Source organism: Streptomyces sp. TLI_185, assembly GCF_003814765.1.
Taxonomy (GTDB): domain Bacteria; phylum Actinomycetota; class Actinomycetes; order Streptomycetales; family Streptomycetaceae; genus Streptomyces.
Genome location: NZ_RKRB01000001.1, coordinates 10494769 through 10509169, shown reverse-complemented (window position 1 = coordinate 10509169; position 14401 = coordinate 10494769). Strand labels below are relative to the sequence as shown.

Here is a 14401-nt window from a genome sequence, read left to right as displayed (position 1 = left end):
CGCGCTTCTCCGGGATCGTGCAGCGGAGCGCGGCGGCGGAATGGCACAGGTGCCGCCGCGGACGCGTGGCCGGGTGATCGCGCTGACCAGAATGACACCGCCCGCGGAACGGGCCTGACGCACTGGTCGATGCGCACGCTCGCCGCGTATCTGAAGCGGACCGAGGGCATCAAGATCTCCTTCCACTACGTCGCCCGCGTGTGGCGCGAGGAGAACCTGAAGCTCTTCCCACCACGCTCGCGCCGGCCACCCCGGAGCACCCCACGTGCGCGCACGGCCTCGCCGCATAACCCAGCCGCACCACCCGCTGCGCCCTGCCGACACCAGCTCGATGTCGGCGGGGCGCAGCACTGTCCACCGACCATTGGAGGAACTGTTCGTGCTCATCCCCCGACCGCGCCGCCGCATCGGCCGGCCCCGCCCGCAGCGTCCCGGCCCCCGCTACCCGCACCGCCCGGCTGCCCAGCGCCTGGGGACAGTGATGCCACGCCCCAAGAAGAAGCGCCGCCGCGAGAAGAAACAGCGGATACCGCGCGGAGCCCAAGGCATCCGCACCAGCTGCTGGACGTCCGTACGCAGCCGGTCGCGCTCGGCCCGCAGGCGGGTGAGCTTCTGCTGCAGCTCCTCATTGGTCCGCTTCAGGTCATCGACGACCTTCGGCCGCGCGTCCTCCATACGCACCAAGGCGTAGAACAAGTCCTACAGCCGGGTGTACTTGTGGGTGAGCTTGTTGCGCTTGAGGCCCGCCTCCTGAGCGAGGGACTTGATCGTCAGTTGACCGTCGAAACGCAGAGGTGTGCCCACCAGCAGGCGGATCATCGCGTCAGTGATCGCCTCGATCTCGGCGGTATCGCCGGGCGCGACGGACTCGCCGCCGCCGCGGTCGTCGCGAGCACGCGGCCCACCGTCTCGGCGATACCTGCGGCGGCCGGCGCCGCGGGTGCGTCAGTGCCGTCGGCCTGCTCGCCAGAGGCCAGGGAGTCGTCCGGGGCTGTCGTCATGTGCTGTCCTTGCCGGCCGTGCGCCCTACTGCGGCCTCATGCTCCTGAATGATCTTCTCTCGGCTCGTGCGACAGAGCTCGAGTCGGCGTCGTATCGGGTGGGGCAGGTGTGGGTCGGCGCAGTCGGTGTCGATCTGGGCAAGCTGCTCGTGGGCCCGCCGCATGTGGGTGTCGGTGCGGGAGATGTTCGCGCAAGCGGAGTTGCAGCGGTTCCAGTTCGGCGTGCGCAAGGACGGTTCCGTGCCCTTGGCCAGGTCGGGATCGCACAGCGCCTTGTAGGGGTCGAGGTTGCAGGTCAGCAGTACTTGCGGGTCCTCGAAGATCTGCAGCCGGGGGTTGTTGCCCAGCGCTTTCATCTGACCCTTGGTGGCGAATCCGCCCGCGTAGCGGGCGGTGAACTCCTCCGCAGCGGCGATGTAGCGGTCAGCGGCCGGCCCGCTGACCTGTTCTCCAGCGGATAGCCGGTCGCTGGCTTCCGCCAGCGCGTCCGCCAGGGCCAGCGTCTTCTCGAAGTCGAGGATCTCCAGCATGTCGGCCTTGGTACGCCCGCCGTATGACTCGGCCAGGGAACTTGCGACATGTCCGTACTGCAGGCCGAGGGCGATGCGGCCGCCGGGACGGCGGTAGATGAACCAGGCCACGGTGCGGCGCAGGCGGCGCAGTGTGATCGGCCCGTGAGGATCGGCCGGGATCAGCTCATGCGGGCGGGCGAGCCGAGTGGCGGTCGCGTTCGCCCAGTCGATGAACGACTTGATGCGCCCGACGAACCGGTTCGGGTTCAACCCCTCCGTGCGAATCTCAGCCGGGGCGGGCTCGAGGGTGCGGACAGTCATCGACCGGGGGAACAGCAGGCGATCGTCGTGGAGTTGCTCCAGGACCTTCACGGCGCGGTCGACGAGTTCGATGACCCTCCAGGGCTCGGGGCGAATCTCGCCTCCGGGCCGGGTATTGCCGTCTTCATCGGTGACGCCCTTGACCCCCCACGGAACCGTGCTCCCGCTAGCGCGGTCATCCCACACCGCCCTCCCGTGTATGCGAATCCCGCCCGGCCAGCCAGCGTGGCCGCCTACACTGCGGGCCATGTCCGATGCAGTCGCTGCGCCCCTCCGCCTTGAGCGGTTCCGGCCTGTTGCATCGTTCCGTCTCAATGCGATCACCGGGGTGTTGGTCGGAAGGAACGCCGGCGGCATGGCAGCCATGCTTGACGCGCTCGCGGTAGCGTGTGGCGTGGTTCGGGTTGAGCAGTTCCTGCAGTCCGGCAAGACCATGTCAACCGGCCCGATCCTGCACTCCGTTCTCGCCGTCGACGACCTACGGCAGGTTCTGCACGAAGCGCGGGAGCAGCAACACTCCATCGAGTTCGCGCGATCTCTGCTCAGGTCGGCCGAGAACGCTACTCATCTCCCGTCGATCACGACACCGACCGTCGGCTCGACGCCCATTCGGCCGGCAGACCTGCCACTGTTCGATGGCCTGGACCGTGCCGCTAAGGCTGCTGAGCAGTTCTGGCTTCTCGCTCTCGCCCTCCTGCGCGCACGGCTAGGGCCGGTCCACTACGGCTTCCAGCCGCCAGCCCCTACCCGTCAATTGTCCCCATGCGGCGTGATCCGGCTCGCCGCGCCGCGTGTCCCCCGAGCACCAGGAGGACCGGCCAACTTGCCGTTCTCCTCCAACTCCTGCGTGCTCGCCGCCTGACCCTTTTCAAGAGGCGGCAGCCGCCGCTTTCGAAAGGTAAGTCAGTGGAAGGTCCCACCCTGTGGGTGCTCGCGATGATCGGCTTCATCACCATCGTGTGCGTGATGGGCGCAAAGCTCGCCAGCGACTTCGAGACACTCGCCGAGGCCTGGATCGGCGTACTCCAACGGCTGCGTGAACTCCTGCGGCGACGGCGATAGAAGATCCCAGAGAGGGTCCCGGCCAGCAAGAACGTCCGGGCCTGTAGTGGGCGTGACGCTCCCGTCCGCGGGTCGTTGAACCGGTCGGACGTTCCAAAGCACAGAGAGACCCCGGGCCGCAGATGCCCGGGGTCTCGTATCTCCGACCGCCGCCAGCGGATGCCCAGCCACCAGGTAAACGTGGCGAACAAGGTTGCGCCAGCCGCCGTTGCCGCTCCAGGCACCAGGGCGAACAGCGCTCTCGGTACGAACTGCTTAAGGGTCTTGTCGTGCATCGAGGAACGCACGGCGACTGAGCTCACGTACCGCACGACTTGGACCGGGTGTGCGCCGGTTCATCTCCCCTTGAAGGTGGGAGCGGGTGACGGCGTCGGCAACGTCAGTGGGGGGTGACGCGTGCTGGACGTAGCCGCAGCTGACGGCCGCACAAGGAATCGACTTCGTGGATCGCGACCCACAACGCCCACAACTCATCTGGCACCAGACGCCGCGACAGTTCCTGGACCGCAACAGACTAGCTGCCACAGATCAGCGGATCACAACCACGTAGGACACGCTCTAAGTGGCATTGATGCAGGGTCGAATCTGTTCGTCTCCATCCGGTCCCAGAGTTCCATTCCCGAGATGACGGACTGATGCGCCCGGATGCACCGCTCAAGATTTCCCCAGATTTCGCCAGGAACATTTTGTTCGCTCAAATCCTTCTTGAGCGAATTTACTGCGGAGACATTTTCGCGGGTGCGCGCCTCGATAAGGCGTAGTACCTCGGCGACGGCTTCCTTCAGATCAAGCCCGCGTTGTTTACGGAGAATGGTGATCATGTTGGCCGGTTCGTTTCCCGCGACTTCGACGGAAAGGGAGTGCACATCGTTCGTCCAGCACATTACATCGGCCGCACTATCGATGATTGTTTGATACGACTTGTGATGGAAAACCGAGTCCGGAAGTTCGGCGGCTTCCGCAATCTCAACCAGGTTAGACGAGGGGTAACAAGTGCATTCGTCACGACGCAGTCGCAGGTACTCCTGCACGTCAGGCATGCTTCCTGTGGCCCAGAAAGCATTCTGTCTGGCGTGGCCTAACAACCAGATCTCAAGACTCATACGAAAACGCCGTGACCAGCCCGAAGATCGACCGGGGAATGTGCGTGAGCACAAATCGGAGAGTGCGGCGACGAGAGGATGGTCGACGGTGACCTTATCGCCCTGGATGGTCCTCCACGCCAAATATCGAAGATTGTCATATTCGTCCAGCCGATTCCCGGCTACCGCCGAATTCTGTACATCATCGAGAAGGAAGAACAGGAGGTTCCAGTTGGCGACCACTAGCAAATCCTTGAGGGAGGCCGTAGGGAACCAGTAGGATGTGAAGCCGGCAAGGTATGCGGCATCGAGCTTGGCCAGCGCCTCTTCGCCTTGGATAAGGCCGAATCGAACGCTCCAATCCCGATTATGCCGTTGCGCTTCGATACAATTTGGGTTCTTGCGCGCCTCAAATGGGAGCCGGATCTCCAATCGATGTAAGTTTTCTATTTTGTCGCCCGGATCGCGGGTAAATGCAAAATCCGGCGGAATGTCAGTAATCATCGCATCCTTCCGATGATGTCGATTGGTGAGCCTGTCGCGATAACCGTGAACGTTTCGGTGCTGTGCACCGTCATTGCGGGCGGCCCTGTTCCCACAGCGCGGTGAGCCAGGGATCCGGCAGGGCGAGCTGGTCCAATGGTTGTGAGTCGGGCTCGACGCAGGCCACCACGACGTCACGCATCCGCGCCAGCAGACTGTCCACATAGGACACCGGAACGAAGGCAGGGTCGTACACGGCCGCGAGCCGCAGCGCGTCACCCTCCGGGCGCGCGATCACGGCGAGCTGGGCTGGGAGCTGGAACATCCGGCCCGCGAAGTCGTCTTTGAGCTGATCACTGTGCCGGATCGAGCAGCTCTCGAAGCTCAGACCGTTTACCGGTGCCAGCACCTCGAAAACGACCGATTGCGACGGGCCGAAGGCCGCCAGCATGTCGGGCAACAGCTGGCACAACCCGAGCAGTGGGATGCTGTCGTGCCGTAGGGCCTCGCACAGGTCGCCTCCCGCCGCAGTGAAGGCTTCGCCAACAGGCAGTCCGGGGCGCAGGTGATGGCGCACCAATACCGCGTCGAGGACCAGTCCGACCGTGCGCTCCAGCTCTGCGCTGTGCCGTGCCGCGCTGACCGTCAGCAGTCGCACGTCCCGATCGCCGGTGTCGGCGGCGATGAGCGTGCACAGCACGGCATAGAGCGCGCTGTGCAAGGTGACCCGCTGGGACCGTGCGAAACGCAGGAATGGCTGTGCCTGGGGGGCGGGCAGGACCAGGCTGCGCACCAGCGTGGCGTGCGGTTCGGTCACCGTCTCGAGATGCCACGGCGGCACCAGCTCCACGGGCCCGCATCCCGCGACTTTCTGGGTCCAGTACAGAAGATCGTCCGGGGCCGGCACCGAGGCAGACGTGCCGAGCAGCCCGCGATAGCTCGGCGGCCCGGGCAGGGCAGCCTCGTGACCGGAGCAGATTTCCTGGTACAGCTGAGAAATTTCACGCTCCACAACGCCGACCGAGTGCCCATCGGACACCATGTGGTGCATGCGCAGCGACAGCAGATGCTCCTGGTTCGGGCCGCTTACCAACTCGGCGGCGAAGACCTTGCCCTGAGCGGGGAGCAGCGGGGTGGACTCTTGCAGCTCGGCGAGCACGGCGGCGATATCGGCCCGGTCCGAGGTGACTACCCGCAGGATCTCGGTCGTTGGTGGATCGATCACCTGGTATAGGTCCTCCGGCTCCCCCACCAGTTGCAGAGTGGTGCGCAGCGCCTCGTGGCGGTTTACAACCTCGTCCACAGCTCGAGCGAGCGCGTTCGTGTCCAGTGGGCCGCTGATGCGGTAGTGACTGCCGAGGGTGAAATCCGGGCCGGGAACTAGTCCCCTGTTGAACTGAAGGTCGTAGGCCCACAACAACATCTGCGCAGGACTGAGCGGCAAAGTCTCTTGGTCCACAGCAGACTCTTGAATGGTGGCCGCCTGCGGTGCGACCGTCTGGTGTGGGGAATCGGCCAGCAGAGCGGCAAGCTGCACGACTGTCGGTGCGTCGAACACCGTCCGCACGGGCAGATCGACACCGAACGCAGTTCTCAGCCGCACCGCCGCCCGCACCGCAAGCAGGGAGTCACCGCCGAGTTCGACGAAGTTGTCGTGTACACCCACCCGGTCCAAGCGGAGTAGTTCGGCGAGGATCTCCGCGACGCGGCACTCGATCGGCAGCACCGGTCGGACGTACGGGGTGCTCAGCGCGGGACGTTCGGCTGGCGGCGCGACCAGCCCGGCGCGGTCGAGTTTGCCGGACTCGGTCAGTGGCAGCTCGGTCAGCACGACGTAGGTCGAGGGACGCTCGTGCTCGGGCAGCCGTCCGGCAGCATGTTCACGCAGATCCGGCAGCAGTCGCTCGATGGCCGAGGCGATCACGTGCCGACGGATCGGCGCGTTGGTCAACTCCCCCTCGCACGGCTGCTGCGGCCATCGCACCGGGAGGTCACCATCGGCCGACGGGGGCAGGAACGCTGCGTCCAGCCCACCGCACGTCCATCCCGACGCCCTGGAGAACCGGACCGTCCAGCCGAGTTCTGCGGCCAACGCGGTGAGCTGCTCCGGACGCACGGCGCTACTGTCGGCCTCCGCGGCCAACTGGCGAAGCGACCCTGCGGTGTGTTCATCGTCGCTGCTCGTCAGCTGCGCGCGTATAACGCACGCGCCCGCGGTGCGCTGGTTGGGCACCCGCAGCACACCGATCGGTTCATCGCCGGTGAGCAGAGCCCGCAGCGCTTCGGGACTTCCCGGCCACGGCACCCACTCGGCGATCTCGATCTCGTTGGCGGGACCGGGGAAGACGACCGCGTCGAACCTGAAGTCGTTCATCTCATTGCGAGCCGCCCCTTGGCGAGGACGGACCTCGACTCTCCGGTCGCCAGCCGCTTGGAGGAACCACCGCGGGTCGACCAGGAAGTGCGGGTCGAGGTCGATGCGCCGCCGCCACAGCTCCCGCAGCGTCGCCACCGGTACGTCGTCGTCGGCACTCGCAAGCACCACGGCGGCGTGCAGAGCGTCCTCCAGGCCCAGATCCTTGACATCACCGAACACCACCCGGCCCTCGGGTGTCGTCGCGCGCAGCGCGCCGGACAGCACGGCGGCCAACTGGTCGGGACCAGAGAAATACGGGGTGACCGAATTACACAGCACCAGGTCGAAGCCGCTCAGCGAGTTCACGTCGCGAGCGTCGCCGTGCCGCAGCTCCACGTGATGCAGGCCGAGCGTGTCGAGCGTCTCCGCCAACGCGTCCAGCGTCGGCCGCGACATGTCGAGTCCAACGACGCGGTCACGACCGGGCGCGAGCTTGGTGAGTAGCATGCCGGTGCCGCAACCCAGTTCCACCAGCGACCGGGGGTTGCCCTCCTCGGCCAGCCGCACCGTATCCGCGACCCACTCGTCCATGTCCTGATCGGACAGTCGCTCTCCGGTGTAGCTACTGGTCCACCCGATCCGCTGGTCCCCATGGTCGAGGTCATCGATAACCGTGGACCAGGATTGCCGCAGCTGCTCGGCCGCCGACTGCTCATCCCACTCCGGGACCACGTAGGCGATCAGACCGTCGTGGGCTGTGACGACGGCATCTCGCACTCCGGGGTGCGTGCGCAGCGCATCGGCGACACCGTCCGGCTCGACCCGGTACCCGTGGATCTTGATCTGGTCGTCCAATCGTCCCCGCAGTTCCACCCGACCGTCGGCCCGCCAGCGGCCGAGGTCACCGGTCCGATAGACCACACGTCGGGAGTCGAGCGGATGCGGCACGAACCGCGCACGGGTCAGCTCGGGGTTGCCGAGGTACCCATCGGCCAGGCTCACGCCCCCGACGCACACTTCGCCGAATTCGCCGGGCGCCATGATCTGGCCAAGTGCGTCGAGCACCCACAGTTCGGTGTTGGCGATCGGGGTACCGACAACGACGTCGGTGCCAGGCTGCAGGGTCGCCGAGGCACACCACACCGCCGCCTCGGTAGGTCCGTACCCGTTGACCAGGTCGACATCCGATAGCACGCGGTAGTGCTCGGATACTAGGTCCGGCGGGCACTGTTCACCCGCGACCATGACCTGCCGCAACGCTGACGGCGTCGTCGTCGCAGTCCCCACGGAGGACAGAACGGCTCGGTACAGCGACGGAGTGAGCACCGTATGGCTGGTCTCACCGTCCGACAATGCCGAGACCAGCTCGCCGACCGCTTGCGCCGTATCGGGAGACAACAGTCGCAAGCAACCTCCGGACAGCAGGGTCCACCAGATGCCGGCCAGGCACGCATCGACCGTCATCGGCGAGACGAGGACGAGCCTGGTGATCGGCGTGGAATAGCGGTGCGCGTATGCCTGCATGGAGTTCGAGATGGCCCCGTGTGACACCGCAACCGGTTTCGGTCGTCCCGAGGTGCCGGAGGTGTGGATGACATAGGCGAGGTCCTTGAGCATGGGATCGCGCTCAAGCCGATCGCCCGCCAAGGCGGCAACCGCACGGCCCACCGAGGGATCATCGAGGTCGATCCGCTTCGCCTTCGACGAGACCTCCTGGTCCTGCATGGCCACCATGAACTGCGCGTCGACGTCGGCCAGCAGGCGTGATAGCAGCGCCTCCGGGTAGGCCGCGTTGATCGGCACATGAACCGCGCCGAGCGCAAAGACGGCCACCTGCACCACGATCGCGGGCACGCCACGCGGCAGCGCGCATGCAACCCGCGTGCCCGGCTGCACTCCCAATCCCTGCAGGTATCGCGCGAGCCGGTGTGCCTGGGCGACCAATTCGGCGTAACTGAGTGATTCACTCAAATCCTGCACGGCAATGGCATCAGGGCACAATTCAGCGCGCTGGCGCAGCAATGCGGGAAGTGGCAGCGCAGGAAAGTCAACCGTGGTCTCGTTCCACGCCCGTAACTCGTTTACCAGGCTTACAGGAAGGTCAGGCATAGTTCATCTCTCAATCACAAAGTAAGTTGCACTGAGCCTTTCCGGGTTGTGGTCGGCTCGGCGGTGATGGACAGCACCCGGGGTCAGCAAGCCGCTCCGAGGCAGAACGCACCCCGCTGCTATCGGCTAGAAGGGACCATTGCAGCGCTTGGGAATCGGTCGCCGTCGCGGCCCTACGGCGACTGTTCAGCCAGGTCGTAGCGGACTGGGCGCTATGTGCATGCCCAGCGCGTCATGCAGGAATCGGATTTGGCCGCATCTTGCCGATCCACAGGAGTACTCAGAAGGCGCGCATGATGAACGTACGCCGGATCGCGCGGCCCACGCGTCCCCATGACCAGTTGCGGGGCGCCGACGGCGAGCTTCAGGGTGTCGCGGCTGGCTCTACGGATACGCCCGCGTCCTGCTGACCGTCGGCGAGGACGGCACGGCCGAGGGCCAGTTGCTGGGCGGCACAGTGTCGTTCATGTCCGCGCGTGCCCACGCAGCGCCGACGTTCGGCAACCCCGCCCACTGGGCGGCCGGCCTTCCGGAGAAACCGCGGACGGGCCGGCACCGGAGGTGGAACGCTTCCTCGGTGGCGTCGGTGATCCGCTGAGGGCTGTTCCTCGCCCAAAGCGCGGTGCCGGACGCGCAGATGACGACGGTCGGCGACGTGGTGCACCTGGTCGACGTGGTGACCGGCTCGGCAGGACAGCGATGGCACGGCGTCCGGCTGGGCGAAGGAGCCGCGACCGTCGATGAGGATGGTCGGGGAGCCGGTGAAGCCGATACGTTCGGCCTCCGCCTGGTCGGCGACGACCCGGGTGGTGACAACGGTCCTGGCCATGCCGGTGGCGTGTAGCGCGTGCCGCAGCCGCTGCTCGGCAAGATGCCGGTTGCGGCAGTCAGGCACGACGAGGACCTCGATCTCCATGTCCTCAGGATCGCGCACCCCGCCACCGTACGACGCCGCACGGACGGCCACGCCCACGTCATCCATCGACGGCGCCCCTGCTCGTCGCTTTCGGCTCAGGTAGCCGGCCCGTTCGAGGCCGGCCACGATGCGCTGGGCGGTGCGCTCGGGGATGTAGCAGGCGGCTGGCGCTGAGAACGATCATGCTCGGCCTGGGCGCGGCCGACGTTCCTCAAGTCCGTGATCCTCCACGACGGACCGGGAGAAGCGGGCGAATGCATCCCTGCCCGCGTCGAACGTGGCGCGGGCCTCATGGAGAGCCAGGTTACGGCGTTCCTCGTCCTCCGCCGCCCGACCGCGCCACGGAGCGCGACGGATACGTTCGACAAGCAGACGGAACTCGTCGTTCAATATGCGGCCGCAGACGTAGACCTCCTGTGCCGCGGCCGCCGCAGCGTCCGGACCGTTGAGCTGGACTTCGACCAGCAGCTTCCTCAGTTCCCGGACAGCACCACTGATCTCCTGTTCAGAGAGCCGCAGGTTGCGGCTGGTGAGCAGGAATGAGCTGGCGGGTCCGTCGACTGCCCCCAACCCGACCCGGTTCAACGCGTCGTCGATCGGCTCGGCTGCCTGCTGAAACAGCCGGTAAGCCGCACGCCGTTCCTCTCTGAGCTTCTGCGCGTGTTCTATCCGCCCGCGCTCGCGAGCCTGCCGCCCGGCGGCAAGGTAGGCGAGACCCGCCGTTCCCAACGATCCGACGACACCGATTCCTGCGCCCGCTAAGGCGGCGATTCCCTGGTCCATGAGCGGCATCCTGAAGTACGCACGCGGCCGACATCAGCAGAATTCGCCGCCCTGGTCTCATCGTTGGTCAGTGGCGCGGGCGCCAGCGGGTGAAGACGCTCTGGTCGTCGCCGACGCCGAGCCGGAAGGGCAGGGCGATGCGGTCGCCGAGCTGCTGGTGCATCTGCCAGGTCCGCTTGAGCAGCATCGCGGCGATGCCCTGGCCGCGGGCGACGGCCAGGCCGTGGATCTTGGCGACGAACAGGCTCAGGACCATGGCCATCTCAGCGGCCGACGGCGCAACACATCCCGCTGCGCATCGTCAACACGCGGCACGCCCGACTGAATTTTCCGTTCCCCAGGGGGCTGATCGACGATCACCCCCGATGATGGGGCCCCGGAGCAAAGAATCAAGCAACGCTGGGAGTACGGACATGGCCGTGGAGGCCGGCACGCAGCAGGAGGAGCGCATCGCGGGACGAGTGTGGGCGGTACGCCTGGACCCCTACGGCCGCCCCTCCGCCGGCACGGTGAGACTCTCCTGCTCCCGCCCGGCCTGCGCCGATCGGCGCTTCCCCGGTGGCACCGCTGCCGGGCGCAAGGCAGCGGTGGAACACGTCAACACGCACCTGGCCCACATCCGCGAGGGCGGCGGGCCGCGCAGCGAGGCGTGGTGCGCCTGCCGCGCCGCCGACTGCGCGTGGCACACCCCTGACCCCGACACCGGACCCCGCGGCGGGGCACGGCCGGCGGCGGGGTCAGTGCGCTGCGGCGGCCCGGTGACCCTGACGGTGTACGCGGACCGTGCCGGGCGGCTGTGGCGGATCGCGGAGATGTGCGCCCGGTGCGCGGCCGCCACTCCCGACTGCCGTGTCCTGGACACCGCCTCCCTCCCGGCCCGCGCCACCCCGGCCGGGACGCGCCAGGCGGCAGGAACGCCAGCCGCGGAGCGACCGGAGCCCGCAGGCGGCACGGTCCCTCGCGCCCGCGCAACCTCACCGGGTAATACGTCCCGGCGGGCGAAGCGGTCGGGGAAGATCGCACAGCGGATCGTGCCGCGCGACCTCGAGCCTGACGCCCTGCGGGTGGAGCTCACCGAGCTCGGGGATGCGTTCCGCGTCTACCAGCAGCGCACCGAGCCCGACCTCGCCCTCCTCGCCGAACTCCACGAGCGGAAGGCCCGCGCCTTCCGCCAGTGGGCCGACGTGAGTGGCGACGGCTCCCTGCGCCACGAGGCGCACCGGGCCGAGAAGGCCGCGCAGACCACCCGCGAGATGCACACCAACCGTGGCGGCCGGCCCGTCGGCGACACGGCGGACGACGGGCCGGCGGTGGAACGGCTGCTGACCCGGCAACAGGCCGCGCACGCCCGCACCGTGCTGGACACGTCACCGCCCGTGCCCCGCACCCGGAGCCCGAGGTACACCTGGTGGTGCTCATGCTCGCCCTGCGGGCCGCGCGCGCCGGAACCGGGAACGTCACCAGCCAGGACCTCACCGGCTGGCTCCAAGGCGACGCCGAGCGAGTACTTCAGCAGTTGGTCACGGCTGACTGGCTGCGCCTGCCCGGCACCGTCGCCGAAGTGATGGCCGCCCGTCCCGAGGACCCCACCGCGTTCACCATCCCCACGCTGCTGCCCGACCAGCCCCGCCCCCTCACCATCGCCAAAGCCCACCGGTCAAGGATCTCCGGCTGGGCACAGAAAGTCGTGGGCGACCGCAAGATCCGAAAGAAGAAACCGGTCGCCGCCACCCGGCTCCTGGCCCTGTACACCGCCGCCCACACCCGCCCCGACGGCCGCCTCGGACACGCCGAGGACGGCGGACTCCCCCTGGACCAGGTCGCCGCCTTCTGCGCCCTGCCGCCCGGCCAAGTCGCCGAGCACACCGAGCTGTTGGTCGCCGCCGACTGGCTCGCCGAAGCCGACACTGCCGGAGGAAGGCTGCGTGGGCAGCTCACCGAGCGCGTCCTGCCGCTGGGCGGGCTGCTGTAGGAAGCCGGCCCTGGCCGCCCGGCACGACGAGAACGACCAGGATCTGGGGTTCCCGCCGGTGACAAGCCACTGACAGCCCTGGGCTCCGGTGGTCGCGTAGACGAGGCCGCTGACGCCGATGGGGTCCAGCTGTGCCAGTCAGTCCTCGCCCACCTGGATCAGTACGGCGAAACGGCGGCCGTCGGTGCCGGCAACGAAGCTTTCGAACGTACAGCCGGAGATGTCCGACAAACTGTCGCTGTCGCCGTTGGACCACCATTGCGCTGCCGACCCGAGGAGTTCAACGACCTGCCCCGCGACGACAGCGGCCTCGGCAGGGTCCATGAACACGACGCGGGACCACACGAGGCACTGGGAGGCAAGGCGCCCCAGGACAGACTCAGCCCTCCCCGCGTCGATGCCGTCCAGTGCCTCCTCGACCTGCTCAACGGGCGCTGGTCCCGTCGAATCGGAGGTTTTCTGTTGCCAGTCCTTCCGGCACAGCTGCCTGAACAGGGTGTGCACTTCAGCGGCCACAGCGGCCACGACCCCGCTCGCGCCACCGCTCGTCGGCCGCAGCAGCCCAGAGCGGACGTACACGCGCCCCTGATGCGAGAGGCGCTTCATCAGCACGGACAACTCGTCGCCCCGCCGGGCCATGTCAACGCTCCTTCTGCGCGAACAGCGTCGCGATCCGCCTCTGCCTGCCCTCCCCAGGCTCCTGCACCATCCGCGCGGAGACCAACAGCCCGGCCTGGCCCAGCAGTTCCACGATCCGTTCTGGCGGCAGCAGAGGGGATCGTCGGGGAGAGGCGGCACAGCGGGCGGCGGGCGACCGAAAGGTCGACAGGCGCCCGCTGTGGTCATCCTGCCACCTCGGGCCAGGGCTCCCGCCCGGCCCACGGGTCGGACTGCCCAGCTGCGGGCGGAGGTATCCGAAACCCCTGCCGGACGCGGGGTGGGATCAGGCGCTGCGGGGCCTGCGTGCCGCTGGCTTCTTCGTGGTCTTCTTGGCCGGCTGCTTCTTTGCGGTCTTCTTCGGCAGCTCGTGAACGTCTGCCTTCTCGCCGCAGGAGGCCTTGGCCTGCTGGACGGACTCGGTCAGGGCAGCCATGAGGTCGAGGACCTGGCCCGGCTGCTCGGGCTCCGGGGCTTCGGGCAGCGGCTTGTCCTCCCGCTTCGCCTCGATGATCTTCGCCATAGCCTCGGTGTAGGCATCGGTGAACTCGGGACCTTCGAGGTCGTCCCGGGTCATGCCGTCGATGAGGGCGAGCGCCCCCTCGATCCAGCACGATGAACCGGTTGCCTCGAACGATGAGCTGCGTGACCTTCTCCGCCAAGACGGTCCATTTTCGATCTTGAGGGCCTGTTCGACCCGTATGCTCCAAGATCGGTTGAGATACGGCTTCGCAGGTCAGGCCGGGTGATCTGCCGCGCATGGTCTGGCGCGTCTGACTCCACACCTTCCCCTCGGGAACGCCGCCGCTTGCAACTGTGCGTGAGGGATAAGCAGTTGGCAGACTGGCGAGCCGCTTTGGGCACTTCCTTGTTGCGTGCGCGCGGACCTACGCTGCTTCGGTGTACAGAAGTTCACAGCCAGGCATCAGCCCCGTCACCCGGGAGAGACCGTGAACGTCCCGACATTGATCGTGTTGGGGGCGGCGGGCGGTCTGCTGCGTGAGGCCGTGGACCTGTACAGCCGACTCGTGTCCTGGCGGGCCGAGCGCCTCAGCCATCGGCGGGGAGGACGACAAGCCCCGCTGTTCTCCGACTACTTCGATCCCACCGTCGACCTCTTCATGCCTGTCGTGCACATCGTGATGGG

Annotated in this window: 12 protein-coding genes and 1 pseudogene; 3 read left to right on the top strand and 10 right to left on the bottom strand. The window is 67.3% G+C overall.

What is annotated here, in order from left to right:
- Positions 1 to 441 precede the first annotated feature (441 nt).
- The 3 genes from EDD92_RS48385 to EDD92_RS48375 form a co-directional block, all read right to left on the bottom strand.
- Positions 442 to 696 (bottom strand): hypothetical protein, encoded by a 255-nt coding sequence (locus EDD92_RS48385; RefSeq protein ID WP_123970177.1) that lies wholly within the window; start codon positions 694 to 696, stop codon positions 442 to 444.
- Between the two features lie 119 nt (positions 697 to 815).
- Entirely contained in the window at positions 816 to 1001 is a 186-nt protein-coding gene (locus tag EDD92_RS48380) for a hypothetical protein (RefSeq protein WP_123970176.1), read from the bottom strand.
- On the bottom strand, positions 998 to 2083 hold the full coding sequence (locus EDD92_RS48375) for a hypothetical protein (protein WP_123970175.1): 1086 nt from the start codon (positions 2081 to 2083) through the stop codon (positions 998 to 1000). The genes EDD92_RS48380 and EDD92_RS48375 overlap by 4 nt, the downstream gene beginning before the upstream one ends.
- Between EDD92_RS48375 and EDD92_RS48370 the strand changes: the two genes are divergently transcribed.
- Together EDD92_RS48370 and EDD92_RS50370 are read left to right on the top strand one after the other, a co-directional pair.
- The gene (locus tag EDD92_RS48370; RefSeq protein WP_123970174.1) at positions 2082 to 2696 is read left to right on the top strand and encodes a hypothetical protein; all 615 of its coding nucleotides are present in this window, start codon (positions 2082 to 2084) and stop codon (positions 2694 to 2696) included. The two genes, EDD92_RS48375 and EDD92_RS48370, sit on opposite strands and share 2 nt — an antisense overlap.
- 44 nt (positions 2697 to 2740) lie before the next feature.
- Positions 2741 to 2896 carry a hypothetical protein gene (locus EDD92_RS50370; RefSeq protein ID WP_185124379.1) on the top strand — a complete coding sequence of 52 codons (156 nt, stop codon included), beginning with the start codon at positions 2741 to 2743 and terminating at the stop codon, positions 2894 to 2896.
- A 536-nt stretch (positions 2897 to 3432) separates the two neighbouring features.
- On the opposite strand, the gene EDD92_RS48365 is transcribed toward EDD92_RS50370, so the two are convergent.
- From EDD92_RS48365 to EDD92_RS48340, 5 genes are all read right to left on the bottom strand, one after another.
- On the bottom strand, positions 3433 to 4482 hold the full coding sequence (locus tag EDD92_RS48365) for a terpene synthase family protein (protein ID WP_123970173.1): 1050 nt from the start codon (positions 4480 to 4482) through the stop codon (positions 3433 to 3435).
- Between the two features lie 70 nt (positions 4483 to 4552).
- Positions 4553 to 8926, bottom strand: a complete 4374-nt coding sequence (locus EDD92_RS48360) for a non-ribosomal peptide synthetase (protein ID WP_123970172.1) — start codon at positions 8924 to 8926, stop codon at positions 4553 to 4555.
- Between the two features lie 364 nt (positions 8927 to 9290).
- Positions 9291 to 9908, bottom strand: a complete 618-nt coding sequence (locus EDD92_RS52660; RefSeq protein ID WP_185124378.1) for a hypothetical protein — start codon at positions 9906 to 9908, stop codon at positions 9291 to 9293.
- Between the two features lie 114 nt (positions 9909 to 10022).
- Complete coding sequence (locus EDD92_RS48345; protein WP_123970170.1) at positions 10023 to 10625, bottom strand: hypothetical protein; 603 nt, start codon at positions 10623 to 10625, stop codon at positions 10023 to 10025.
- Positions 10626 to 10692: 67 nt separating this feature from the next.
- Positions 10693 to 10887: a hypothetical protein gene (locus tag EDD92_RS48340; RefSeq protein ID WP_185124377.1), complete on the bottom strand. Its 195-nt coding sequence runs from the start codon at positions 10885 to 10887 to the stop codon at positions 10693 to 10695.
- 151 nt (positions 10888 to 11038) lie between these two features.
- On the opposite strand from EDD92_RS48340, the pseudogene EDD92_RS48335 reads away from it, so the two are divergent.
- A pseudogene (locus tag EDD92_RS48335) lies at positions 11039 to 12597 on the top strand (hypothetical protein).
- A gap of 138 nt (positions 12598 to 12735) precedes the next feature.
- Here the strand turns inward: EDD92_RS48335 and EDD92_RS48330 are convergent.
- On the bottom strand, positions 12736 to 13236 hold the full coding sequence (locus tag EDD92_RS48330; RefSeq protein WP_123970169.1) for a hypothetical protein: 501 nt from the start codon (positions 13234 to 13236) through the stop codon (positions 12736 to 12738).
- 304 nt (positions 13237 to 13540) lie between these two features.
- Positions 13541 to 13831, bottom strand: coding sequence for a hypothetical protein (locus EDD92_RS48325; RefSeq protein WP_260327256.1), 291 nt, complete (start codon positions 13829 to 13831; stop codon positions 13541 to 13543).
- Positions 13832 to 14401 lie beyond the last annotated feature (570 nt).